Source organism: Treponema succinifaciens DSM 2489 (genome assembly GCF_000195275.1).
In the GTDB taxonomy this organism is placed as follows: domain Bacteria; phylum Spirochaetota; class Spirochaetia; order Treponematales; family Treponemataceae; genus Treponema_D; species Treponema_D succinifaciens.
This window is the reverse complement of sequence record NC_015385.1, coordinates 1,742,814-1,767,970: the sequence shown is the minus strand read 5'-3', so window position 1 is coordinate 1,767,970 and position 25,157 is coordinate 1,742,814. Positions and strand designations below refer to the sequence as shown.

Annotated in this window: 26 protein-coding genes; 21 read left to right on the top strand and 5 right to left on the bottom strand. The window is 40.2% G+C overall.

What is annotated here, in order from left to right:
• Positions 1-166: 166 nt before the first annotated feature.
• Positions 167-1,480, bottom strand: a complete 1,314-nt coding sequence (locus TRESU_RS08330; RefSeq protein WP_013701809.1) for an esterase-like activity of phytase family protein — start codon at positions 1,478-1,480, stop codon at positions 167-169.
• Between the two features lie 227 nt (positions 1,481-1,707).
• Between TRESU_RS08330 and secG the strand changes: the two genes are divergently transcribed.
• The 13 genes from secG (at position 1,708) to TRESU_RS08265 (ending at position 12,602) form a co-directional block, all read left to right on the top strand.
• On the top strand, positions 1,708-2,049 hold the full coding sequence (gene secG, locus TRESU_RS08325) for a preprotein translocase subunit SecG (protein ID WP_013701808.1): 342 nt from the start codon (positions 1,708-1,710) through the stop codon (positions 2,047-2,049).
• A 41-nt stretch (positions 2,050-2,090) separates the two neighbouring features.
• Entirely contained in the window at positions 2,091-2,549 is a 459-nt protein-coding gene (locus TRESU_RS08320) for a PTS sugar transporter subunit IIA (RefSeq protein ID WP_013701807.1), read from the top strand.
• 32 nt (positions 2,550-2,581) lie between these two features.
• Complete coding sequence (locus tag TRESU_RS08315) at positions 2,582-2,890, top strand: hypothetical protein (RefSeq protein WP_013701806.1); 309 nt, start codon at positions 2,582-2,584, stop codon at positions 2,888-2,890.
• Between the two features lie 9 nt (positions 2,891-2,899).
• The gene (locus tag TRESU_RS08310) at positions 2,900-3,931 is read left to right on the top strand and encodes a V0D/AC39 family V-type ATPase subunit (RefSeq protein ID WP_013701805.1); all 1,032 of its coding nucleotides are present in this window, start codon (positions 2,900-2,902) and stop codon (positions 3,929-3,931) included.
• A complete protein-coding gene (locus TRESU_RS08305) occupies positions 3,924-5,912 on the top strand; it encodes a V-type ATP synthase subunit I (protein ID WP_013701804.1) in 1,989 nt (662 codons plus the stop codon). The genes TRESU_RS08310 and TRESU_RS08305 overlap by 8 nt, the downstream gene beginning before the upstream one ends.
• 61 nt (positions 5,913-5,973) lie before the next feature.
• The gene (locus TRESU_RS08300; protein ID WP_013701803.1) at positions 5,974-6,300 is read left to right on the top strand and encodes an ATP synthase subunit C; all 327 of its coding nucleotides are present in this window, start codon (positions 5,974-5,976) and stop codon (positions 6,298-6,300) included.
• A gap of 75 nt (positions 6,301-6,375) precedes the next feature.
• On the top strand, positions 6,376-6,705 hold the full coding sequence (locus TRESU_RS08295; protein WP_013701802.1) for a V-type ATP synthase subunit F: 330 nt from the start codon (positions 6,376-6,378) through the stop codon (positions 6,703-6,705).
• A gap of 163 nt (positions 6,706-6,868) precedes the next feature.
• Positions 6,869-7,507: a V-type ATPase subunit E gene (locus TRESU_RS08290; RefSeq protein ID WP_013701801.1), complete on the top strand. Its 639-nt coding sequence runs from the start codon at positions 6,869-6,871 to the stop codon at positions 7,505-7,507.
• Positions 7,504-9,294, top strand: a complete 1,791-nt coding sequence (locus TRESU_RS08285; protein WP_013701800.1) for a V-type ATP synthase subunit A — start codon at positions 7,504-7,506, stop codon at positions 9,292-9,294. Before TRESU_RS08290 ends, TRESU_RS08285 begins: the two co-directional genes overlap by 4 nt.
• On the top strand, positions 9,291-10,676 hold the full coding sequence (locus TRESU_RS08280; RefSeq protein WP_013701799.1) for a V-type ATP synthase subunit B: 1,386 nt from the start codon (positions 9,291-9,293) through the stop codon (positions 10,674-10,676). The genes TRESU_RS08285 and TRESU_RS08280 overlap by 4 nt, the downstream gene beginning before the upstream one ends.
• 2 nt (positions 10,677-10,678) lie before the next feature.
• Positions 10,679-11,302, top strand: coding sequence for a V-type ATP synthase subunit D (locus TRESU_RS08275; protein ID WP_013701798.1), 624 nt, complete (start codon positions 10,679-10,681; stop codon positions 11,300-11,302).
• Positions 11,299-11,796 (top strand): universal stress protein, encoded by a 498-nt coding sequence (locus TRESU_RS08270; protein ID WP_013701797.1) that lies wholly within the window; start codon positions 11,299-11,301, stop codon positions 11,794-11,796. The genes TRESU_RS08275 and TRESU_RS08270 overlap by 4 nt, the downstream gene beginning before the upstream one ends.
• Positions 11,797-11,924: 128 nt before the next feature.
• A complete protein-coding gene (locus TRESU_RS08265) occupies positions 11,925-12,602 on the top strand; it encodes a response regulator transcription factor (protein WP_013701796.1) in 678 nt (225 codons plus the stop codon).
• Between the two features lie 3 nt (positions 12,603-12,605).
• Here TRESU_RS08265 and TRESU_RS08260 read toward each other — a convergent pair whose 3' ends face one another.
• Positions 12,606-13,856, bottom strand: coding sequence for a hypothetical protein (locus TRESU_RS08260; RefSeq protein WP_013701795.1), 1,251 nt, complete (start codon positions 13,854-13,856; stop codon positions 12,606-12,608).
• 171 nt (positions 13,857-14,027) lie between these two features.
• Between TRESU_RS08260 and TRESU_RS08255 the strand changes: the two genes are divergently transcribed.
• Genes TRESU_RS08255 through TRESU_RS08240 form a run of 4 tightly spaced genes read left to right on the top strand, consistent with a single transcriptional unit; the run spans position 14,028 to position 18,845 of the window.
• Positions 14,028-16,466 (top strand): chemotaxis protein CheA, encoded by a 2,439-nt coding sequence (locus TRESU_RS08255; protein ID WP_013701794.1) that lies wholly within the window; start codon positions 14,028-14,030, stop codon positions 16,464-16,466.
• A 45-nt stretch (positions 16,467-16,511) separates the two neighbouring features.
• Entirely contained in the window at positions 16,512-17,879 is a 1,368-nt protein-coding gene (locus tag TRESU_RS08250) for a CheR family methyltransferase (protein ID WP_148228325.1), read from the top strand.
• Positions 17,880-17,912: 33 nt separating this feature from the next.
• Positions 17,913-18,395 carry a chemotaxis protein CheX gene (locus TRESU_RS08245; protein WP_013701792.1) on the top strand — a complete coding sequence of 161 codons (483 nt, stop codon included), beginning with the start codon at positions 17,913-17,915 and terminating at the stop codon, positions 18,393-18,395.
• Between the two features lie 15 nt (positions 18,396-18,410).
• Positions 18,411-18,845 (top strand): response regulator, encoded by a 435-nt coding sequence (locus TRESU_RS08240; protein ID WP_013701791.1) that lies wholly within the window; start codon positions 18,411-18,413, stop codon positions 18,843-18,845.
• Positions 18,846-18,928: 83 nt separating this feature from the next.
• Here the strand turns inward: TRESU_RS08240 and TRESU_RS08235 are convergent, their stop codons facing one another.
• A complete protein-coding gene (locus TRESU_RS08235; protein WP_041612032.1) occupies positions 18,929-19,162 on the bottom strand; it encodes a transposase in 234 nt (77 codons plus the stop codon).
• Positions 19,163-19,211: 49 nt separating this feature from the next.
• Positions 19,212-19,652 carry a MarR family winged helix-turn-helix transcriptional regulator gene (locus TRESU_RS08230; RefSeq protein ID WP_013701790.1) on the bottom strand — a complete coding sequence of 147 codons (441 nt, stop codon included), beginning with the start codon at positions 19,650-19,652 and terminating at the stop codon, positions 19,212-19,214.
• A 60-nt stretch (positions 19,653-19,712) separates the two neighbouring features.
• Here TRESU_RS08230 and TRESU_RS08225 point away from each other — a divergent pair, with 60 nt between their 5' ends.
• Both TRESU_RS08225 and TRESU_RS08220 read left to right on the top strand, forming a co-directional pair.
• Positions 19,713-20,537, top strand: a complete 825-nt coding sequence (locus TRESU_RS08225; protein WP_013701789.1) for a hypothetical protein — start codon at positions 19,713-19,715, stop codon at positions 20,535-20,537.
• Between the two features lie 113 nt (positions 20,538-20,650).
• Positions 20,651-21,298: a PTS sugar transporter subunit IIA gene (locus tag TRESU_RS08220; protein WP_013701788.1), complete on the top strand. Its 648-nt coding sequence runs from the start codon at positions 20,651-20,653 to the stop codon at positions 21,296-21,298.
• A 30-nt stretch (positions 21,299-21,328) separates the two neighbouring features.
• Here TRESU_RS08220 and TRESU_RS08215 read toward each other — a convergent pair whose 3' ends face one another.
• Positions 21,329-22,486, bottom strand: coding sequence for a hypothetical protein (locus TRESU_RS08215; protein WP_013701787.1), 1,158 nt, complete (start codon positions 22,484-22,486; stop codon positions 21,329-21,331).
• Positions 22,487-22,579: 93 nt separating this feature from the next.
• Between TRESU_RS08215 and TRESU_RS08210 the strand changes: the two genes are divergently transcribed.
• The gene (locus tag TRESU_RS08210; RefSeq protein ID WP_013701786.1) at positions 22,580-23,251 is read left to right on the top strand and encodes an RluA family pseudouridine synthase; all 672 of its coding nucleotides are present in this window, start codon (positions 22,580-22,582) and stop codon (positions 23,249-23,251) included.
• Positions 23,251-24,558, top strand: coding sequence for an IS110 family RNA-guided transposase (locus tag TRESU_RS08205; protein ID WP_245535657.1), 1,308 nt, complete (start codon positions 23,251-23,253; stop codon positions 24,556-24,558). The genes TRESU_RS08210 and TRESU_RS08205 overlap by 1 nt, the downstream gene beginning before the upstream one ends.
• The last annotated feature ends 599 nt before the right edge of the window (positions 24,559-25,157 follow it).

Genomic DNA, 25,157 nt, shown 5'->3' with positions numbered 1-25,157 from the left:
TGTCTAGAAAATCATAAAAAATAAAGTAACTAAGTTCCCAAAATAAAGTCACTATATTTACCCAACGGACTAGGTATATTACCATTTTATGTCATCTCCAGCTGCAAGCTCGGTTTTTGCAAAAACCAAGTAGCCCGCAGCCAGAGCAAATATCTTTCTAAAAGCCTTACCTCAAGCTCCTTGGAAGTTTTATTACGTAAATCACATCGTTATCAATTCTGCCTGTTCCCGGGAGTTTTTTCTGCACAAGCTGGTTATTTTCAACATTGATTGCAAAGTCGTTGTCGTTTGCCACGGCGATTGTATTGCTGTCCAAAATCCAAAGACCTTCAAGCTTGTCGTGCGGATATTTGTTCGGAAGATATTCCACAAGGTCAACAAGGAATTCTTTTTTTACAGGCTTAATTTCAGCGGCCTCAATCTCTTCTGTTGTGCACTGCTCAAGAGTTTTTCCGTTTATTAGAAGTCCGTCCTTCGATTCAGGATTTTCTCCTGTTATGTCTGTCGCGTCTTTAAGGTCAATTTTGAAAAGATACTTATGGGCTTCTTTTTCGCCGGAAAACTTTCCGTCGCGTTCAATTACGACAAATTCTGTGTTCGAAAGCGCCGTAATTCCGCAGGTGGAATCTGTCTCCTTGTTTTGAATATAAGCGTACTGCTTTGTGCTGCCAGTTTTAATGTCAAAAGTTACAATGCGAACAAGCTGCTTGTTTGAAATTTCTTTCTTTGAAGGATTGAAAAGCATGGACTGCATGATTCCTACAAGAGTTTTTTCGTCCGGAGTTATTGCAAGACCTTCCATTCCGCGGTTTGCACGGCGGCGCGCAAGAACTGCCGGAAGATGCCTTTTTCCTGTGTCCATTCCGAACGGGCTTATTCTTTCAATCTGCTTTCCTTCTGCGTTGTAGTGGACAATGTGCGGACCGTATTCATCAGAAATCCAGAAAGTTCCGTCTTTCATCGCAACGATTCCCTCGCTGTCAAGCCCGTATTCGTCTGTTCCAAGAATGTTTCCGTCAAGGTCGTAGGCAATTTCTCCAGTCGCGCCTTTTCCGTTTGGGTTTGGAAGACCGGTTATTTCTTTTCCGTCAGGAGATTTCAGTGTGATTTCTTTTACGAGCGAAAGTGAGCCGTCTTTGTTCATCTTGAAAAGTCCGATTCTTGGAGCGTAAGAAGAAACCGGGAACATTTTTCCTTTTCCGCTGTTCCCCTTAAAATCGATGTTCGGACCGCGGTCTGTTACTAAATAAAATAGACTTGAATCCGTTGGATGGGCGCACGCGTCTGAGCCGTATCCGCCGTTTTGAATTTCCACGCCGTCATTTGTTTTTGCAAGAACAGTGTAGGAAACTTCGCTTCCGTTCAAGCCGACTTTTTCAAACGGAGATGTTGAATCTGCTCCTGCCTTTGATGTTGAAGCACAGGAAACCGGCAAAAAAGCCGCCATTGCAGCCAATGCATAAAATAATTGTCTTTTCATAAAAACCTCGTTGATTATGTTTTACAAAAAGATAAATGCCGACTGTAAAATTCCAATTAAGAAACTGTTAGTTTAAGGATAATTTATTTTTTATATGATTAATTTTGTACTTGCTGCTTGGAATCTATTGTTTTTATGATTCTTAATTGACCTAACGGAAATATTTCATTATTATAATGAAACTAAAAATGAATTTTGCCGGAAATGTCCGGTGTTTGGAGTAAAAAATGGCTGTTTTAAAAACAATCCTTCTCATTGCGTTTGTAATTATCTGTGTGCTTTTAGTTCTTCTTGTTCTTGTTCAGAATGAAGAAAATAATGGCATGGGAAGCGCTTTTGGCGGCGGACAGTCTACAGCTTTTGGTGCCCGCTCAGCGAGTGTTCTTACAAAGACAACTGGTGTTCTTGCCGCATTGTTCTTTGTAACTGCTTTTGGAATTTCACTTTTGAACAAAGCTCCTGCAAAAGAAGACTTGTCTTCCACTGTAAAGGAAATTCAGGGAGAACAGACTTCTTCTGAGGATAACGGAAGCTGGCTTCAGGAGGAGCTTAGCCCGGCTGAAAAATAAAGCTGCTTGTTTTTGGCGGCTCTATTGTTAAGGATGGTAATATGGTTTTTGCAAAAATATTCTCTCCTAAAAGCATAATTGTAAACCTTGAAAGCGAAGATAAAGACGAGCTTTTTGAGGAAATGGTGCAAGTTATCCATTCTGAACATCCGGAAGTAGGCAGGGACGATGCGCTTGCAGTTCTTCATGCACGTGAAGCTCAGATGAGCACTGGCATAATGCATGGTGTTGCTGTTCCGCATGGAATTTGCAGTTCTGTAAAAGGCTGTGTCGGAGCAATAGGAATAAGCCGCAAAGGTATTGATTATGACGCTTTGGACGGTTCTCCTGTAAACCTTGTATTTATGCTTTTGTGCGGTCCGAATGACAACAATCTTCTTCTTGAGATTTTAAAAGAGCTTGCCGTTGTTCTGCAAGATCCTCTGTTTATAACAAAACTTTTTGAAAAAACTTCACCGCAGGAAGTCTTCGATGCTTTGTGTGAGGCTGAATCTCAATAGAGTAAGTGTAAAACTTTTGTTTGGAGTACATAATGGCTGCTGAAGAAATTGATATTATTACACATCTTCTTGATGTAGAAAAAGAAGCTTCTACAACAGTGCTTGACGCGCAAAAAAGGGCAGATGAAAAAATTGCAGCTGCACGCGCTCAGGCTGAATCTGAATTCAAGACCAAGTATTCCTCTGTCGTTTCAGAAATTGAGCAGAAAGAAAAAGATACAAAATCCGCTATAGAAAAAAAGCATTCCGCAGACCTAGAATCTTATAAACAGAATTTGAATTCAAGCGAAAAGGATTATTCGTCTTTTAACGCTCTTATGGATAAAATTCTTTTTTCATAGGAGAGCGATATGGCAATGGATAAGTCCGCCGCTGATTCTTATATTTATGCAAAAGCCAGCGGTATGCTTGCCCGCTCTTATGTCGGGGAACGCGCAAGGCAGTTGTTTTCTTTTCACACATTGCAGGAATTGTGGGCTTTTTTGTTCAAGAAAGAAGTTCCTGTTGTTCCAGAAACTCTTTTAGCCCATGCCTTGGAGCAGGAAGCCTTTGAACGTTTTATTTACGATTACAAAAAACTTGTCGGAAACTATTCAGAGCCGGACGGCATTGTTTTAACTTTGCTTAGAAGTTTTGACTATGAGAATTTAAAGGACATTTCAGCTTCTCTTTCACTTGGAGAAAAGAAAATTCCTGATATTCAAAAAATAACTCCTTTCAATATAATAAATTACGATAAATGGCCGGACATTGCTTCGATTACTTTTGGCGGACCGCTTTCTTGGTACAATAATATTCCTCCTGTTTCCGAGCAGCATTTGGCGAATTACAAGCTTGACTGCCATTATATTATGTCGATTTGGAATGCCGCTAAGCAGGTTCATTCGTCTTGCAGGGAAGAAATTCTTAAGCTGATTGGTGAAAAAATCAGAATAGACAATATTGTCTGGGCAATCCGGCTTCGTTTTTACTATAAAATGCAAAAAGAAGAAATTATTCCGCTTTTGGCATATTCATCAGAAAAAAAGGAAAGTTCAGATCCGCTTGCCTATGAAGCTATAAGAACGCTGGACTGGGAACTGGACAATTACGATGCCTGGAAAAACTGGAAATATAGCAGGCTTTTGAATCCGCATGAAGAAGGCGTTATATGGACAATAGATCCTAGATGGATTTCAAACTCATATAAAAGTCTTTATGTAAAAAAAGCGTACAAACTTTTCCATAAATATCCGTTTACGGCTTGCCCGATTGTCTGCTGGTTTATCATAAAAAGAAACGAACTTGACAATATCCGCACGGCTTCTGAAAGTCTGCGGCTTAGCATTGACTCATCGCAGGCTATGCAGATGACTGGAGCCTTGGAGGTAATAAATGGCTAGAACAACCACAATGCGTCTTATTGAGCTTATGGTTTTGCGGGAAGACATACATTCTGTTCTTAAATACCTTGGCGAGCTGGGCGAATTTCAGTTCCAGCAGGAATTTGCCTCTGATTCTTCCGATTCTGCAAAAAGGCTTAATCCTGACGCTTCCGTTTTTGAGCGGCTTCAGCAGGTTAGGGCGGCTTTGGATTTGCCTGACTTGGACGGATACAAAGGTTCTGTTCCGCTTCCTTCTGACGCAGATTTTGAAAGCGCGACAAAAATTATTGATTCAGTTGAAGATATTCACAAAAAAGAGCTTACTGCCGTTGACGAGGAAAAAAGAGCTGTTTCCGCATATAGAGAAGCTTTGGCTTTTGCAAATTTGAAAGTTTCTTATTCGGACCTTGAGTCGCTTTCTTTTCTTACTTTGCGAATCGGAAAAATAGATCCTGAAAAAATTGATGATTTAAAGGCCCGGCTTGGCTCACGTGGAATTATTGTAAGGCTTGGCGATGATGATTCAAGAATTCTTGCGGCTTCGTCAAAAAAAGCCCGCTTTGCATTGGACGGGGAGCTTAAGGAGGCAGGATTTACAGAGCTTCAGGTTCCAAAAGATTTTAAGGGAATTCCAGATGAAGTTCTGCTTACTTTGGAGCGGAATAAAACTGAAGCCGCCGCTGCCCTTGAGGAAATTCAGACTGAACGCCGTAATTTTGCGGAAACTCACAAGGACGAGCTTTACAGGCTTTTGCAGATTTATTCAATTGGAAGCCAAATTTATTCTGTGGAAAATTCTCTTGAGTCCACGGAATTTGTATATAGAATAACAGGTTGGATTCCGGCTTTTCTTATTAGAAAAGTAATGAAAGATTTAGACGAGCTTACACAAAGCCGAGCTGGAATCCGTGAATTTTTGCCAACTGAAGTTCCGTCTGTTATTTCCGGACAGGAAAAGGTTCCGGTTCAGGTTAAGCATGGAAAAATTGTTTCAAACTTTGAGCGCATGATTTTCAGCTATGGCTCGCCTTTGTATGGAACTATTGATCCGACTCCGTTTGTGGCTTTGTTCTTTACGGTTCTTTTTGGAATTATGTTTGGGGATGCTGGTCAGGGATTGTGCTTCCTTATAATAGGAATTCTTTGCTGCCTTAAAAAAATCAAGATTTCAGGCTGGGAAAAGTTCGGCGGAATTTTTTGCTGCATAGGAATAAGCAGTACGATTATGGGACTTCTTACTGGCGAGTTTTTTGCAAATGAAACTTTGTTGCGTCCGTTCGCCTTGTGGGTTACAGGACTTTTTGGAACTCCGCACGCTCCGATTCTGCACATGATGCCTTCAAGCGATCCTGCTTCTATAACTAGAATGTTTGCGTTCTTTGGCTTTACGATTTCAATAGGATTTATAATCAACAGCTGCGGACTTATAATAAATATAATAAATCAGTTTTCTTTGCGTCGTATTGGAAAAGCTTTGTTTGGAAAAACTGGAATTTCAGGGGCGGTTTTCTTCTGGTATGTGATTATTTTTGCGGTTAGAGTTGCGCTGTTCAAGCATGCTCCTGCCGCTTATGACTGGGTTATTATATCTGTTTCGCTGTTTTTGACTGCCTGCTCCGAAATATTCCAGAGACTTGTTGACGGCGAGCGTCCTATTTTGGAAAACGGCCTTTTTAGCGCAGTTATTGGCGCTGTAGTTGAGATTATAGAAGTCATTTCTTCTTATCTTTCAAATACAGTGAGCTTTGTCCGTGTAGGCGCATTTGCTCTTGCCCACGCAGTTTTGGGATATATTATCAATACTTTTGTTGAGCTTGCCCCTGGCGCAGGCGGAATTGCTGTAGCCATTTTGGGGAATGCTATTGTTGTAGTTCTTGAAGGAATGATTGTTGCAATTCAGGTTGTGCGTCTTCAGTATTACGAGTTCTTCTCGAAATTCTTTAGCGAGACAGGACGGGAATTCAAGCCGTTCTCTTTTGTTTATAAAGAGACAGTTTAATTTGTGGACAGCTGCTTTTTGCAGTTTATTTATAGAATTTTTAGAACAAGAGGTTTTTATTATGAACAAGAAATTTTTGGTTGCTCTCTCAATGATGCTTTTGGTTGCTGTTGCTGGCGTTTTTGCGCAGGCTTCTTCTGTTCCTGAAGAGCAGGCTGTAGAACAGGCGGCTTCTAATGCTGGAGCTATAAAATATGTAGCTGCTGCTCTTGCTGTTGGAATCGCTTGTATTGGCGGTGGTTCTGCTGTTGGAAAAATCGGTTCAGCTGCTATGGGCGCAATGAGCGAAAACGCAGAGCTTTCAGGAAAGGCGCTTCCTTTTGTAGGTCTTGCTGAAGGTATTTGTCTTTGGGGATTCCTTGTTGCTTTGTTCATTATGATAATGTAATAGAATTTTTTGCTGAAGACTGAATTTTGGGTACTTCTATCTTCTTAAAATTCAGTCTGGCATAAAAGCATAATCATGGAATATTTTGTAATTGGAGAACGGGAACTGATTCTTGGCTTTATGCTTGCGGGCGTAAAAGGCAAGGCTGTTTCTAACAGACAGGAAGCTTTGGATGCTTTTAACAAGGCAACCGGACAAAATTCTTCCGTAGGCTCCGTTGGTGACATACCAAAGGTTCTTATTCTTACGGAAGACATAGCCGATATGCTGTCCAAGGAAATTCAGTCTTGGCAGATGCACGGAAAAGCTCCTCTTATTGTGGAAATTCCTGGGCTTCAGGGACACATTCAGGGAAGAAAAACTCTTACTGATTCAATCCGGGAAGCAGTTGGAATTCAAGTTTAATTTTTATTCATCGATTTTGGATTTTAAGCAAAACTAAAAAAATCCAGTTGCAAGGCTTTATGTATGCAGAAAGAACTGCCCTTGCTCTGAATTTTAGGGGGCTTATAAAACTAATTATTTTGTGCGGAAGGTTCATACCGAAACCATACAAGGAAGACTTTTTATGGAAGAATTACGTTCAACGGAAGTTCTGGACAAAGAAATTCGTTCTGACAGTGTAAAAAAAGCAGAAAAAATTCTTGCAAAAGCGGTCGAAAGCGCAAAGCAGCTCATTGACGGAGTTCAAGCCCGCATTGTAAAGGCGAAGTCAGACGCAGAAAAAATCTCCGCGGAAGGAATTGCTGTTTATGAAAAAAATATAAATGCGTCGCTTCCTCTTGAAAAGCAGCGTTATCTGGTTTCTTTCATTTATGGCTCTATTATAGAAGCTATGAATAAGTATTTTGAATCTATCGGAGACAAAAAACGTCTTCTTGTTATACAAAGTCTTTGTGAGCGTGCAAAAAAAGCAATTCAGGAAAAGAAAATTTCAGCAGTTGTTGTTGGATTCAATCTTTCTGATGCTGAATCTATGCTGAAAGAAGTTTTTCCGCAGAATCTTTCTTCATGCGAGGCTGGAGACGTTCAACTTGTTTCCCGCGAAAGTCTTGAAGGATTCAATCTAAAGGAAGGAATTATATTGAAGTCTTTGGACGGTTCTGTTACTTGCCGTTTGACGCTTGATGAAAAAATAAAGGAAATTTTAGACGAAAAAAGAGGAGTTCTTGCACAGACTCTTTTTGGCGGGAGGTTGCCTGAATGATTACTGGAAAAATAACCCGAATTTCAGGTCCTATAGTCTATGCTGAAGGTCTTGAAAAATGTGGACTTTACGATGTTGTTGATGTTGGTGAAAAGAAGCTTATTGGTGAAATAATCCGCCAGAGTGAAGGAAAAGCTACAATTCAGGTTTACGAAGATGTTACTGGAATGCACGTTGGCGAGCAGGTTGTTTCTAGCGAGCGACCTCTTTCACTTAAACTTGGTCCTGGGCTTGTGGGCACAATTTACGATGGAATTCAGCGTCCGCTAAAAGAAATGTATGAAGACGGCGGAGTTTTCCTGCTTCCTGGACAGCGCACAGAGCCTATCGATAATAAAAAGAAATGGGAATTTATTCCTGCCGCTCATCCTTCTGATGGAAAAGAAATGTGCGAAGGTTTTTCCATTGCTCCGGGAATGGTTCTTGGAACTGTTCAGGAAACTGGTTCTATTGTTCATAAGATAATGGTTCCTCCGACAATCCGCGGACGTGTTCTAAAGACTTTTGCCGGAAAGGGCTCTTATACAATTGATGAGACAATCGCTACTACAGAGCTTGGTGAAAATATTTCGATGAGCCAGTACTGGCCTTTGCGCAAGCCTCGTCCTTTTTCGCAGAAACTCGAAGTAAGCCAGCCGCTTGTTACAGGTCTTCGTGTAATTGATGTTTTCTTTCCGCTTTCAAAGGGCGGAACTGCCGCAATTCCAGGCGGATTCGGTACTGGAAAAACAATGACCCAGCACGCGATTGCAAAATGGTGCGATGCGGATTTGATTGTCTACATTGGATGCGGTGAGCGTGGAAACGAGATGACCGATGTTTTGACTGAATTTCCGACTTTGATAGACCCTCGTACAGGACGTTCTCTTATGGAACGCACAATTTTGATTGCAAACACTTCAAATATGCCGGTTGCGGCGCGCGAAGTTTCGCTTTATTCTGGAATTACGCTTGCCGAATATTACCGCGACATGGGAATGCACGTTGCAATTATGGCGGACTCGACTAGCCGTTGGGCAGAAGCCTTGCGTGAGCTTTCCGGCCGTATGGAGGAAATGCCTGCTGAGGAAGGTTATCCTGCGTATCTTCCGACTCGTCTTGCTGAATTCTATGAGCGTGCCGGTCGTGTTAATTCTCTCTGCGGAAAAGAAGGCTCAGTTTCTGTTATTGGAGCTGTTTCTCCTGCGGGCGGCGACTTTTCTGAGCCTGTAACCCAGCATACAAAGCGTTTTATCCGCTGCTTCTGGGCGTTGGACCGTGAGCTTGCAAATGCACGCCATTATCCTGCTATTGGCTGGATTGATTCGTATTCAGAATATGCCGCGGAAATTAAAGGCTGGTGGGACAAATTTGATCCTCGGTGGTCTGCAATCCGTGTTCAGGCTTTGGACTTGCTCAAGCGTGAACAGCGTCTTCAGCAGATTGTCCGCTTGATTGGAGCTGATGCTTTGCCGGACAGCGACCGTCTTATTCTTACTGTCTGCGAAATGATTAAAAACGGATTTTTGCAGCAGAATGCTTTTGATTCAATTGATGCCTATGCAGTTCCTGAAAAACAGGTGAATATACTTTTGCTTATGATGACTTTCTATGAAAAAGCTCTAAAGGTTATAAAATCCGGCTGTCCGCTTTTGAAAGTTACCGAGCTTCCTGTACGAAATGAAATAATCAGGGCAAAAAGCGAAATTCCAAACGACAAGCTTGACGAGCTTACAACTATTCAAAATCACCTTGACGATCAGATGGCGGAACTTGAAAGAATGTACCGCAAGGATGTTGCACTATGAAAGGAATTGAATATACAGGACTGACTTCTGTTGACGGACCGATTGTAGCTGTAAAGCGCAGTGAAAATTCCTCTTATGACGAAGTTGTTTATGTCCGCGATAAAAACGGTGAAAAAAAGACTGGACGCATTATAGATTTGAATGAAAAAACTGCGATTGTTCAGATTTTTGGAAGCACAACTGGTCTTGACTTGGAAAATACAACTGTGGAATTCCTTGAAGAGCCAATGGAACTGCGTGTTGGAAAAGGGCTTCTTGGACGCATTTTCAACGGACTTGGCGAGCCTATAGATGGCTATCCGCAGATTATTTCCGACAAAAAAGTAAATGTAAACGGAAATCCGATAAATCCTTATGCACGTGTTTATCCGCGCGATTTTATTCAGACAGGAATTTCTTCAATTGACGGAATGAACACGCTCATCCGCGGACAAAAGCTTCCGATTTTCTCTGGAAACGGACTTCCGCACAACAAGCTTGCCGCCCAGATTATCCGTCAGGCTAAAATTCTCAATAGCAACGAAGAATTTGTTATGGTTTTTGCCGGCATGGGAATAAAATACGATGTCGCGCAGTTTTTTAAGCATACTTTTGAAGAGTCTGGAGTTTTGTCAAAAGTTGTAATGTTCCAGTCGCTGGCTGATGCGCCTTCCATTGAACGTATTATTACTCCGAGATGCGCTCTTACCGCCGCTGAATATCTTGCCTATGAATGCAATATGCACGTTCTTGTTGTTATGACAGATATGACAAACTATTGCGAAGCCTTGCGTGAAATTTCAACAACGCGCGGTGAAGTTCCTGGAAGAAAAGGTTATCCGGGCTATCTTTACTCAAATTTGGCTGAGCTTTATGAGCGTGCAGGAAAAATTCAGGGAAGCACAGGTTCAATTACACAAATTCCTATTCTTTCTATGCCGAACGATGATATTTCGCATCCGATTCCTGACCTTACAGGATATATCACGGAAGGTCAGATTGTTCTTGACCGCGAAATGAGCCAGAAGGGGATGTATCCGCCGGTATCAGGACTTCCTAGCTTGAGCCGCCTTATGAAAGACGGAATTGGTGAAGGCATGACACGTGAAGATCATGCGCCTGTTTCAAGCCAGCTTTTTGCCGCTTACAGTAAAGTAAAATCAATCCGAAACCTTGCTTCTATTATTGGCGAAGAGGAGCTTTCAGAGCTTGACCAGTGCTACTTGAAATTCGGAAATGAGCTTGAAGCGAAATTCTTTACCCAAGGCGAATATGAAGACCGCTCAATAGATCAGACTCTTGACTTGGGCTGGAAAATGCTTAGTATTCTTCCGCGTGAAGAGCTTTACAGAATCAAGAATGAAATGATTGACAAATATCTTCCAAAAGCTTTAGAGAACTGACTATGGCAAAACTGAATATTGCTCCGACAAAATCGAATCTTCTCGCGATAAAAGAGCAGCTGGCAATCAGCACTGAAGGCTACGACTTGCTTGAGCAAAAGCGCGAGATTCTTGTAATGGAGCTTATGCGGATTGTTGAACAGGTTAAGCTTCTGGAAAATCAGATTGACAAGTGCGTTCAGAAAGCCTATCCTGCGCTGAAAAAAATGCTTGTTTCTGTCGGCGGCGACCGTGTTGAGCGGATTGCGCACGGAATTGACTACAACTTTGAAATTACAAAAAAGCCGGCCGTAATTGCAGGAATGTCTTTTACAACAATCGATGTGAATCTTCCGCAGAGAAGGCTTTTTTCTTCTTTTATGGGAAGTTTTGCAGACAGCGATGAAGTCATGGCGGATTTTTTTGAGTTTTTGACGCTTCTGACAAAAATGGCGAGCATAAGAACTGTCGCTTGGAGGCTTGCTCTTGAAGTCAAGAAAACCCAGCGCCGCGTAAATGCTTTGGATAAAACGGTTATTCCGCAGGACAAGGAAACTGTGAAGTATATTGAAGGTGTTCTTGAGGAACGGGAACGTGATAATGTTTTCGTTATGAAGTCTTTAAAAAAAAGGCAGGGTGAAAAATGATAAAACCTCTTTTTCAGCGGGTTGTAGTTGGCTACAATGGTTCCCGCTCTTCTCTTCATACAGTTTTGTACGCAATTCTTATGGCAAAAGTCTACAAGTGCGCAGTAAAAGTTGTGAGTGTTGTAGACATTGCTTCCATAAAGTATCTTACTTTGCAGAAATTTATGGTTTCGCAGGAAGGCGAGTCTATTGCAAAAAGTCTGGAATCTGACAGTGAAAAAAATCTGGATTATGTGACAGATCTTGCAAAGTCAAAAGGCGTAAAGATTGAAACTGAAATTCGCAAAGGCGCTGTTTGGTCTGAAATTATTACTGCCGCAGATGAATTTAAGGCTGATCTTATACTTTTAGGCGGTGCAAAAAACCTTGACCATCTTTCTTCACTTTCACGTGATGTGATTTCTTCCCAAGACAGCGAAATAATTGGAAGCGCGCACTGTTCTGTAATGGTTGTACGCGAGCCTTATGTTGAGCAAAAATTCAAGCTTGTTTAATTTTTTATAGAACATTTTTGGCTGTCTGAAATAAATTGTTTTGGACAGCTTTTTTGTTTTTAAAACTAAAATCACAATTTTTATATTCGCCCTTTTGTTTCCTGAAAATTTGTCTTATAATAAACTTTATGCGAATTTTACTTGCCGATGACAATGTAAGAAATTCCCAGGCTTTGGCGGAGTTCTTGCAAAAAAATCATTTTGGAACTGACACAGTTTACACTGGAACAGAAATTATTGAATATGCCTCTTATGAAATTTATGATGCGCTTGTTATTGGATCTGCTCTTCCAAAGATGAGCGGGCTTGAGGTGGTAAAAATTCTCCGCGCGAAAAAAAATTTTGTTCCGGTTCTTCTTATGTCTGAGAATCCTTCTGTTGACGAAATTGTTGAAGGTCTTGATTCCGGTGCGGACGATTATATTAGGAGACCTGTTTCTTTTGAAGAATTTCTTGCAAGAATAAAAGCTCTTACACGTAGAAAAGGTGAATTCAAGTCAAGCACAGTTTCAATAGGAAATTTTCTACTGGATAAAAATTCATGCGAAATTCAAAATTCCAGCGGCGAATCTATGAAAATATCTTTGAAGGAACTTTTGATTCTTACACTTTTGTTTGAGTTTCCGCATCAGGTTGTAAAAAAAGAGCTTATTATAGAAAAAATTTGGGGTGGAAACAGTGCCGCGGAATATAATAATGTTGAAGTTTATATTTCCTTTATCAGAAAAAAAATGGAGCAGCTCAATGTCAACGCACGGATAAGAACTGCGCGCGGCATAGGCTACTCCTTGGAAGAAATCGCTTAGCTTTTAGAATTTTGTTTTAAATCCGATTGTAGCTGAATAGCTTTTTTCCGGATCGCTTTTAAGATCCAGCAAATTTACAGAAACAGATGCGTTCAGTGTTCCTCCAAGAATTTCAATTCCTGCATAAGGCGAAATACAAAGGCTGTTTTCTTGCTTGTCATCTCCGTCTGGATCAATACGCGAAACTGCAAAAGTCGTGTGCGCTCCAACAGAAAGCCGTGTTGCTCCTGCGTAAAGCCTGTCAGTGTGGATATTTAAATTCATTCCAAGAACATTTTCTGTTCCCGGGTATCTTCTTATGATGTTTCTAAGAAAAATCATGTCTTCTGCCGCTTCCGCTGGAAAAATAAATCCAGACGTGTCAATGGAAATGTATTTTCCCTGTGCTCTTGGCTCAACAAACGCCCAGATATCTTTCATTTCTATCTTATCTGAATCTGAATCTGAATCGCTGTTGTCTTTTCTCAAAATGTATTTGTTTACACCGCCCTGAATCAAAAGAGAAGTTGTGTTTCTGTTTCCTATAAGAAAATTCAATCCGCCGTGAAGCTGGAGCTCTTTTATGTACACGAGCGCGTCATTGTCTTCGCTGTTTACTTCGGAAGGAAGCGCAAGTCCCGCTGAAAAATCTATTGTTGAAATTCCAGCAAGAGAAGCAATCCTCAAGTCAAGATTCAGAACGTCATCCTGATTTTCATCTTCCGCAGCCTTGTTCTTGTAAAGATTTATTCCCGCCGCAAAATTTCCTTCCGGGTGAAATGTGTAGCCGATTCCCTGTGCGTAAAGAGGGTAGTAACTGGCTCCTGCAAGTCCGCGGAAACTTTCTGTAAATGAAGAGCGGATTGGCTTTATTCCGAACTGACGCTGAAGAAACAAATCCGAGCCGACCGGTTCAAAATTTCCGTAGTAAAGGCTTATATAATGAGAAGCGTGCGCGGAATTGACTGTGTATGTTGCGGACAGTTCTTCAACTCTAAGATATGAGTTTGGAGTGTCTCCGTTCAAAGAGTCATATTTGAAAATGTCGTTTGCCTTGGCATAGAATTCGCCTCTTAGGAAAAGTTTTCCGCCAAAGTCAATCTGACCTGCAAAAAAAGTTTCTCCTGTAAAAGCCGGATCAAAACTTTCAGAGTCGTATTCATTTTGGATTCCGGAAAGAAATCCTGTGTATCCGTTAAAATACGGGCTTTCAAATGCAAATAAATTTAAAGCTGCTGAAATTGAAATGGCGGCTGCGCAAAGAAATCGTTTCAATTAGTCCTCCGTGCGGAAAAATTCAGTGAAAAAAAATAAAGAAAAAACTTTCCGTCCTTTGATTTTCGGAAGAATAAAAAAAAACTTAACAATTGGATTTTTTTGAGATGTTCTAATAAAAAAGATTAAACTTTACTTGATTTTTTATTAGATTCGATTAAAATATACTTTATGAGTGATTATCTTGATGCCAATAATGAAGAGCTTCTAAAGGATTTTTTTTCGGAAGCTGAACAGCAGGTAGAGACTCTTGAAAGCAACATTCTTGTAATAGAGAATGACCCTTCAAATCATGATGCCATAGATGAAATTTTCCGGGCGGCGCATACATTGAAAGGCGGCTCGGCTACTGTGGAAATGAATGAACTTGCAACATTCTGCCATGATGTAGAGGATTTGCTTGATGCGCTTAGAAGTGGTCTTGTTGTAGTTTCTGAACCTATTGTTGATGTTTTATTGTCTTCTATAGATACTATAAAAGCTATGCTTGACGCAAGAAGCAATGGTTCTGTTTATCAGGAAGATATAACTCCTATTGTCCAGAAAATCAATTCATTTATACCGGCAAAAGTTCCAAAAAAAGGCGCGCACGTAAAACTTCCGTCTGGAATGCTTGGTGCTGCTCCTGCTGAAAAACCAGTTGCCAGTGAGCCAAAGCCAGCGGTTCAGGCTTCCAGTGGAATGCCGCCTATTCCGCCGTTGTCTGATGATGAATATACGGAACTTAAAAATGCAGTTCCAGAAGACCAGAAACTTTGGTCTGTAAATGTCACTTTTGATGAATCAAATCCAATGAACAGCGTTGGTGGAATTCAGGTTTTTGCGGCTCTAAAAAATTGCGGAACTGTTTTAAAGACTGTTCCTGATTTTGAAGAGCTTTACGAGGACGAATTTCATCCGCAGGTTGTTTACTATGTTTCTTCTGCAAATCAAGGTTCTGCCCTTGAAGATGCGGCTTTCTTAGATGATGTAACTCTTGCTGTTGATGCCCAGCCGGTTTCTGGTGCTTCTTCTGCTGTTGCCGCTCCTATTGCTGAACAGCCTCCTGCGCAGGAAAAAGTTCAGATTGCTCCTGTTGCTGAAGAACAGCCTGAACCTGCGGAGACTACAGTTGCTTCGCCGGCAGAAGAAAATAAAACTGAGCCTGCACAGAACAATGCGCAACCTGCAAAAAAGCCTGCTGCTGGTCATGCTGTAAATCAGTCTTCAATTTTAAGAGTTGATTCAAAGCGTGTTGACAATCTTATGAATCTTGTTTCTGAAACTGTTATTACAAAAGCCGCGTTTAACCAGAATGGACTTCACATGGCTGACTTGCAGGTAAAACTTCAGAATTTGAATCTTTCTTTCAAAGAAAAGCATCGCCGTCTTATGGAATGTATGCCGAAGTATATTGAAGAGCTTCAAAACGGTGGTCAAATGAAAGAAATCATGCAGAAGATGACAGAAGAATTCGGCTCTATGTCTTCTTGGTTCGATGCTTTTGAAACTGACTTTAAGTCTTCTTCTACAAAATACCGTTCTACAACGCAGAATCTTGGACGCATTACAGGCGAACTTCAGGAAGGCGTTATGAAAATCCGAATGGTTCCTATTGGAACTATTTTCAACAGATTTCCGCGCGTTGTCCGTGATTTAAGCCGTGATTTAGGCAGAAAAGTCAACCTTGTTATTGAAGGTGAAGATACAGAACTTGATAAAACTGTTGTTGATGATTTGCTAGATCCGATTATGCATTGTGTAAGAAATTCTGTTGACCACGGAATTGAGCCGCCGGAACAAAGAAAGGCAATCGGAAAAAACGAGACTGGAACTTTGACTTTGCGCGCTGCAAATGAAGGCAACATGATTGTCATTGACATAATAGATGACGGCACGGGAATTGAAGTTGATAAAGTCAGAGAAAAGGCGATTAAAAAAGGTCTTATAAGCCCTAATAAAATTCTTTCAAATCAAGACGCCTATAATCTTATTTTCCTTCCGGGATTTTCTACAAGCGATAAAATCAGCAGTGTTTCTGGACGCGGTGTAGGTCTTGATGTTGTAAAGACAATGGTTGAAAAACTAAAAGGAACAATCAATGTTACAAGCGAAAGAGGAAAAGGCTCAAAGTTTTCAATAAGACTTCCGCTTACGCTTGCAATTATTCAGGGACTTTTGGTTCGTGTTGGAAAAGAAGTTTACTCTATTCCGGTTGCCAATGTTATTGAAAGCCAGCGTGTAAAACTTGACACAATAAATACAATTGACAACTATGAAGTTTTGAATGTGCGCAATGAAGTTATTTCGATTCTGCGTCTTGGACGGCTCTTTAATATCCGCAAGACAGATAATGATGAATATTGCTTTATTGTCATTGTTGGTTCTCAGGAAAAGAAAATCGGCGTTATGGTTGATGCTCTTATTGGCGAAGAGGACGTTGTAATAAAACCACTTCAGGATCAGTTTACTTCTTCTCCAGGAATTGCTGGCGCGACAGTGCTTGGAGACGGTTCAGTTTCTCTTATTATTGATGTGAACCAGCTTCTTGAGCTTGGTGTAAAGCAGGAGCTTGATGCTCAGCAAGTACGTGAAGCAGAAGCTATAAAATCAGCTGCGGCAAGAGGTTAGTGTATGGCGACAATTCAAGAAAAACTTAGTGTGCTTGCAAATACAATGGACAGGGCTGAAGGCTTGTCTTCGGAACAACTTGCAGAAGAAAAAAACAAGATTACAGTTGTAGATTTCAAAATGGTTACGTTTTCTTTGTCTGGAAAAGATTATGCCATAGATATTATGAAGGTAAAGGAAATTGCAAAAGCCGGACGTTTTACTTATGTTCCGAATGCTCTTCCCTTTGTCCGTGGTGTCTACAATTTGCGTGGCGATATTATTCCGATTATTGATTTGCGCCTTTTCTTCAACAGCGAAGTTCATGAGCATGATGATGATTATCTTGAGAATTTGTTGATTGTTTCAGTTGGCGAGCAGACATTTGGAATTGTAGTTGACGAAATTGACAAGGTTGTTGGAATTCAGAAAAGTTCCATTCAGCCACCGCATCCTTTGTTTGGCGACATAAACATAAAGTATATTTACGGCGTTGTTGAATCCGAAAACAATCTTTATGTTCTTTTGGACATTGACAGAATTTTTGGTCACAGAACTTCAGAAGAAGAAAAAGAACTTGCGGAAACTGCCCAAAATCAGGCAAAATTGCGGCAGGAAGCTGAACTCGCAGAATCTGCGGCTTCTCCTGAAAAGTCTGTTCCTGAGATTGAAAAGCCTGCTGAAAAAGAAAAAAATTCTGTTCAGGATTTGAATTTCATAGCTGATTCACTTAAAAATTTCAAGAAATTCTATGTAAGCGAGATTACAAAGGATTGGACTGAAAAAAGATATTCAGAATGGTGCAATGAGCGTGGCGAAGGAAAAACTCAGCTTCAAAATGAAACTGATGCGGATTTGTTCTTAAATTCTTTCTATTCAAAATGCAATGGAAACTGGTGGACAGAAGAATACGCAGATGAGCTGGAAAAAATGCTTCCTGACAACAGCGCAAAAAATATTGTTGTTTGGAATCCGGGATGCGGAAAAGGCTACGAGTCTTATTCTTTGGCGTGCATATTAAGAAAAAAATATCCGTCTGCAAAAATTAGAATTTACGCTCATGATATTGATTTGCTTAGCGTTTCAAATGCTCCTCTTATGACGCTTTCGGATGAAGCTAGCAACAGTTGGTATCAGCCTTATACTGTTCGGACTGTAAGCGGTGAATATGCGTTCAACAAGGATATAAAAGATTCTATAATGTTTGAATACCATGACTGCGTAAACACAAATAATCTTCCTCCTATAGATATTGTGTTTGCAAGGGATTTGCTTGCGTTCTTGCCCGATGCTTCAAGAAATACGCTTTTGTCTGAATTTAGTGAAAAAACTAAAGGCAATGGTGTTATAATTGTTGGAGATAATGAAAATATTCAGATTCCAGGCTGGAACAAAGTAAATGCGTCAGAAAATATTTCAGTATATAAAAAATAGACTAGAAAATATGTTTTTTTCAGGGGGTTATTAATGAGAGTAGAGTATATTAATCCATTTGTCGAAACTTCTTACCGTGTTTTAAAAGAAGTTTTGGGCGGGGCAGAAGTAAAAAGAGGCGACTTGTATTTGAAGTCAACTGCTATGCCTGTAATGGGTGTTGCGGCTCTTGTTGGACTTGCAGGAGATGTTGAAGGCCGTGTTCTTTTTGACATGACTTTTGAAACTGCATTGAATATTGCTTCCAAGATGAATGAGGAAAAATTGCCGGCTTTTGACGACTTGGCAAAGGCTACTATCAGCGAGCTTGCAAATTTGATTACAGCGCAGTCTGTTACAAAATTGCATGACCTTGGTTTTAAATTTGACCTTACGCCTCCTGCCTTGTTCGCAGGTGAAAAAATGGAAATAGCGGCATTGGGCGGAACAACAGACAATGTAGAAGCTCTTATTGTTCCTCTTATTACTGACTATGGCAAAATTGAAGTTAACGTCGCAATTCGCGAGCGCACATAATATAAGGAGTTTAGAATGAAAACAAAACAGGATTTTCCATCTATTAATGAGCGTCCGCCTGAAGGTGAAAAACTTGACGGAACAAAGTACCGTGTGCTAGTTGTAGACGATTCTATGTTTGTTGCAAAACAGCTCACTCAGATTCTTTCTAGTGATGGCTATGAAATTGTTGCTACAGCTCAGGACGGAAAAGAAGGCGTTGATAAATATAAAGAGCTTTGTCCGAATGTTGACTTAGTAACTATGGATATAACAATGCCTCGCATGGACGGAATTACAGCCCTTGAGCAGATTATTGCCTTTGACAAAAATGCCAAGGTTGTAATGGTCAGTGCGCTTGGAAAAGAAGAGCTTGTAAAAAAATCTCTTCTTAGCGGTGCAAAAAATTATATTGTCAAACCTTTGGACCGCAAGAAGGTTTTGGAACGCATAAGCGCGGCTTTAAAATAGAGCTTTTAAATTTTTAGATAGAAAAGAAATGGAGCTGTCCTTAAAGCTGAAGATTTTTTCAACAAAGGGCAGCTTTTTTTTCTTTAGGCATTCATTAATCGAACCAGCTGCTTGAAATCATATCCAATCATCAGCAATCCCCATTCAGTCCCGGCTTTTGCTTTCCCGCGGAGATGGAAGTTTCTGAATCCCGGATTGCCTTTTGTCTGGTTGAAGACGGTCTCGTACTCCGTTGAGCGTTTTTTCATGAGTGTCTTATATTCTTCACTTGCGAGAAGTTCCTTTACTTTTTCTTTCTGCTCAAGCCAGGCGCCCATTTTTTTTGGACAGCCCTTTTTGTGTTGTGTTTTATAAAAAGTGCTTTTGTTATGCTTGAGTTTCTTCTTTTTCTAGGTTCAGACTCATTTTTTCCAGAAGATTTAAAAGCGTTTCTTTTTCTTCTGCGGAAAAACTTTTATAGCAAATTGAAAGCAGTTTGTTTGAAATTTCGCTTGTAAAGTTGTTGTATTTTTTTCCTTCAGCAGTTAGAGAAATTATTTTTTTCCGGCTGTCTTTTCTGCTTTGTTCGCATTTTACAAGTTTTTCGTCTATTAATTTTCTGATTAAAAATGTTGTGGTGCTTTTATCTCTGTTTATTTTTTTTGCAATTTCTCCCATGGACATTTCTGCGTTTTCAGACAAAAGAAAAAGTATAAATCCGTGGGAAGACACAAAATTATGGTTTGAAAGCATTTTGTTTGTAAATTCTGCGGTCTGCGTGTGGATTCTTGAGATAAGCGAAATTACAGAATTGACGTTGTATTCCATATTTTTCTAATTTTATCATTGGCGTTGAAAATTGTCAGCAATTATATTACTATTTTTTCCATGTTTGGATTTTTCTTTAAAAAGAATTTATGTGATGTCTGGGACAATCTTTTTTACGTTGTTGTCTGCAATTTTTTTTCACTGATTGCGCTTTTTGTTTCCTATCTTATTTTTATGTTTGCCTATAGTTCGCCTTTTTCTGGTGAAATTAGAGCGACATTGATTTTTGCTTCAGTTATTATTGACAGCATTTTGATTTGTTCCGTGGGATTTGCTGCTGGAAAAAATGCCGCTAAAATTGCAAATTTTGATGCTCCAAGATACAGTGAATTTTTCAAGGAATTTTTGATTTCATTTAAAACCGGCGCGTTGTTCGGACTTTTTACCGGCGCATTGATTTGCGTTGCGGCTGTGACCTTGCCGTTTTATTTTAAAATGTGGAAATCAAGCGGAAGCTATGTTTGGTTCATTTTTATGATTTTGATATTTTGGTTTTTAGTCACAACTTTCTTTGCGCTCCAGTGGTTTTTGCCTGTAAGAAGCCTGATGAACAACGGATTTAAAAAATGCCTCAAAAAATCGTACATAATTTTCTTTGACAACATCGGATTTACCTTTGCGCTTTCTTTTGTAAACTTTCTGAATTTTCTGCTTACGATTTTTACTTTTGGACTTTATCCGGGAATGACTGGAATCGTAATCACAAATACAAATGCGCTCAGGCTTCTTCTTTATAAATACGATTGGATTGAAGTAAATCCTGGGCTTTCTGCAAAGGAACGCAAGAATGTGCCTTGGAACGATTTGCTTGCTAAAGACAGGAAACTTTTGGGGCCAAGAACATTAAAAGGTTTCTTTTTTCCATGGAAAGATAATAAAGCCTAAATTTTTACATTGTTGTTTTGCTTCTGCGAATATTGACAAAAAAGCGTAAAGATTGCAAAATGACGCAACATATACAATTGTTGAAATTTAATAAAAATAAGAGGCCGTAATCTATGGAAGATGATATTCTTACAATTGAAGAAGTTGCAAAATATCTTCGTGTAAGCGAGCGTACTGTATATGACTGGGCTCAGAAAGGCGAAATTCCAAGTGGAAAAATTGGAACTGTCTGGAGATTTAAAAAATCTGAAATTGAAAAATGGGTAAATGAGCGGCTTTCTTCCGGCGGAAAGTCAAATGATTCTGAGATTATTGTTCAGGTAAAAAATATACTTTCTCCAGAGCGGATTGTTTTTATGAATCATCAGACAAAGCATGATTCTCTTGTCCGTCTTGCGCAGAATCTTGCCACAGCCCCTCAGGTAAAAGATGCAAAAGAACTGGAGGCTGAAATTCTCAAGCGGGAAGATCTTATGTCAACTTCTATTGGAAGAGGTCTTGCGATTCCCCATGTGCGCCTTTCAAGTGTTACTGACCTTGTTATGTCCGTAGGAATTTCAAAATGCGACATAATTGGTTTTCAGCCTGTTGATGAAATTCCTGTAAGAATTCTTTTTATGATTGCGGCGGCTTATAATCAGCACAGCTATTATTTAAAGACACTTTCATTCTTTAGCGCAAAACTAAAGGACGCATCTTTGAGAGAAGTTCTTCTTAATTCAGAATCTCCTATGGATGCTTACAATCTTCTCATAAAATAAAACCGCATTGCTTTCTTGCGCTTAAAATGTTCAGGGAAGCATTACGGGAATCCATTTTGAAAAATCGCTTTGGTTTTTGTCAATAATTCCCCAAGTTAATCCTGGCACTGTTGTTTCACCTGTAAGATAAGTTTTGCCATCAACTGTAAAAACGAATCCCGGATGGGACGAAACAAGTCCTGCAATTGCGTGATGAAATTCGCTGCTTACAAAAATTATCGAGTCTATGTTCATGCTTTGAAGAATTACGGCAATCAGCATGGCTCTTGAATCGCAGTCGCTTCCTCCACCGGAAATTATAGACGGAAGGGATGCAAAGTCGCTTGCAGTTTTTTCCCTTTCGTATTTGAATCCTTGAGTCCATGATAAAATTTTCTGCGCAAAATCAGTTTCGTCCTTGCAGTCGGGCGCAAGAGTTCTGTAAATGTCAAATGAAACTTTTTGAAGCCTCTTGCACGAATCTTTAAAAATCATTCTGTAGTAACGTTGCCAAGCTTCTTTCCAAAGCGGACTGTTCATATACATTTGAAGCACTTTGTATTCGCGCTCAATGAGATATTCTGAATTTTTGCAGTCAAGCGAATCGAGTTGCGTTGAAATTTCTTTTTTGTCTATAAGAAGATTCAACGTTTGCTCATAGCCGGAAGCCGGATGATACAACGATGTAAAAAGTCCAGGCGAAAAACAGCTTTCTGAATCAATGCAAAGCGAGTCGATAAAACTTTCAATAAGAAAATTTGCATTGTTAAAATTTTCCGCGCCGCACCAGGAAATTAGAACGGCAATGCTTTTGTTTTCTGGAATTACAGAAGCCGCCGCGTAGCCTTGAGATTCTGCGCCAGAAATTTTTCCTTTTACCGCTGCAATGCAAGCTTCGTTGTTTCTCCATTGCGCAGTTTTTGTTTCAAGAGTTTTAAGATTGAGTTTTTGGATTGTGATTCCCAATGCTTCTTGCGCTGAAATGAATTTTTCTTTTTTGTAAATTTTAATTATGGAGCTGACTGGCGCAACTTTGCTTTGCATAAGAAATGAGTCTTCACCTTGAGATTGGACGAGCGCAAATTCTTCAGGCAAGTCGATAAAAACTGAATTTGAAAATCCTTCAAATGAAACTCTGTGCGCAAAAATTTCTATTGAAATAAAAAAAAGGAATGCAAGTGCGGATGCTTTTTTTGAGATGCTTGTCATTTTTATAAACCTCAATTAATATGGAACTCAAAATATTGAGCCAGTTTCAAAAACGTTTTAGTTTTGAAGCTCTTTGTATTTTATTTTCGGCAAATGAAAACTTTTTCTATAATTTTTGAAAATGAAGAAATTCTTCTTGTGAATAAGGAGGGTGGTGTTTCTGTTCAAGGCGGAGCTGGCATTGCACATCCGCTTGATGCGGAGCTTTCCATTCAGCTTGGCTACAAAATTTTTCTTGTTCACCGTTTGGATAAAGAAACTTCCGGCATTCTTGTTGTTGCAAAAAACGCGCAGGCAGCTGCAAAGTGGACGAACTTGATTTCAGGTGGAAAAGTGAAAAAAGAGTATGTCGCGGTTTGCTTTGGAATTCCTGTTGTAGACGGAAAAAAATGCTATTCAGGTGTTCTGGAAGGAACTGTTGAGGCTCACGGAAGAACTCAGGCGGCAAAAACTTTTTTTAAAGTTGAATCAGTTTGGAATGTAAAAATTCCAGAATCAGAAAAAGAACTGGAACTTAGTTTTTTGAAGCTCACTTTGGGAACTGGCCGTATGCATCAGATAAGAATTCAGCTTGCGAAGGCTTCTTGTCCGATTGCAGGAGACGACAAGCACGGAGATTTTAAAAAGAATAAGCTTGCGAGAAAAATCGGAATAAAAAAACTTCAGCTTGCATCTGTAAAACTTTCATTGCCGGTTGATGGAAAAACGCAGACTTTTGAGATTCCGCTTCCAGAGCATATAAAAACTACGTTAGACAATATGTAGTGCCACCAGGTTTGCAGAATCGAGGGTTCGGTCGTAAACTTGGAATAGAAAACAACAAGCATGACCTGCCTCATGCAAAAAGGAGCACTACAATGAACAATGTAACAGAGAACACAAAAGTAATCTATGTCGGAATTGACGTGCACAAGGACACAAATTCTTTCTGTGCTTATGACAGCCGTGAAGACAAATTATTCGCGGAGCACAAAAGCTCTTCCAAATTTGAAAACACGCTTCACTACCTGAAGAACCTTCAAAAATCAGTCGGGCAAGATGCAGTTTTTCTTATTGGATACGAGGCAGGTCCCACAGGATACGGACTTTGCAGAAAACTTCAAAAAGAAGACTTCGCCTGCGTCATTATCGCCCCATCGACAATAGCAAAGGCACCTGGTCAGAAAGTCAAGACAGACAGGATGGACGCCCGCCTTCTTGCAAAGACTCTCGCCTTCAAAACCTACAGCCCTGTCTGCCTTCCTTCTGAAAAACTTGAGGCGATAAAGGAATATACACGGGTCAGGACGGCAAAAATCACCATGCTCAAAAAAGCAAAGCAGAACCTCCTTTCTTTCCTGCTGCGAATGGGCTTGCCTTATCCTCAGAGCGGCCATTACTGGACGCAGGCTCACATGGCTTGGCTCAGGACGATGAACTTCGCTGACAAGTGGCTTCAGGAATCATTTGAGGAATATCACGCCGAAGTAATAACGCTCATGGACAAAGTTCAGAGAATTGAGGCGAAGATTCTGGAACTCTGCAAGGATGATGAAGTGAGGGAAAAAATTGATGCCCTGGTGTGCATCTCTGGAATCAGTTATGTCTCCGCCATTTCGATTGTCGCGGAAATCGGGGATTTTTCCCGTTTTTCAAAGGCGAAGTCCTTCGTAAGCTTTACAGGACTTTGTCCCGGCGAGGATTCAAGCGGAAACAGGGTACGGCACACGGCGATTACGAAAGCTGGGAATTCAAGAGTCAGAAGTCTTCTTGTTGAGTGTGCGGGAAGCCTTAGAATGCATTCTGTTGTCACGGCAAAATCAGTCAGGGTAAAAGAGCGGCAGAAAAATGCGTCCGCCGCCATCGTTTCTTACGCGGACAAGTGCACGCTCAGGCTCAGAAAAAGAATGCTTTATCTTTCCCAAAAAGGGCTCCCCTACAATCTAGTAACGACGGCGGGGGCAAGGGAGCTTGCATGTTTTGTCTGGGGAATGATGAATTTTGTTGACAACAGGAAAACTGCCTTGAACAAAATTGATGAGGGGGAGCTTTCCGACATTCAAAAAACGGTCGAGGAGTTTATTGCGCAATGAAATCAAATCACCTGCGGGATGAAACTTTCGCTAAAGATATTCTGGCGAAAAATTAACTTGTATCATAACGGAAGGAATTTGTGAGCATTTAAGGAATTATCTTCGAGCGGTTTATGAGCGGGAAACTTTTTAACTTCCTATGCTCGCAGTTAGAGAGAAAGAATTCCAGGCGGACCATTGACCTGTCGGTAAACCTGATTTTCAGGCGAATCCACGTATATCAGAATGGCCATGTGCCGATCTATCGCTTTCCTTCCGTTTTTTTTTATATTTTTTCTCAAAAGGAGTTTTTTATGTTGACAAATGGCACAACATATCAAACAGCCAGTAACAGGCATGGCTTCAGCATGAAAAAAAATGCCGTATTTTTGTATTACGGTTGAAGCCATAAAAAACACAAAATCAATTAATTTACAGATTTTAATGAGCATAACTGATTAAAATAATGCTGATTTGTATAATTTTTACTTTTTTCTTGTATATTTGACGTAAAATATTTTCATTTTTATTTTACATGCGTAAGCCCTGGAAGCCATGGGGTCGTTATTGACGTATTTATTTGTTTTATGGTAGTATATTATACTTATTCGTTATTATTT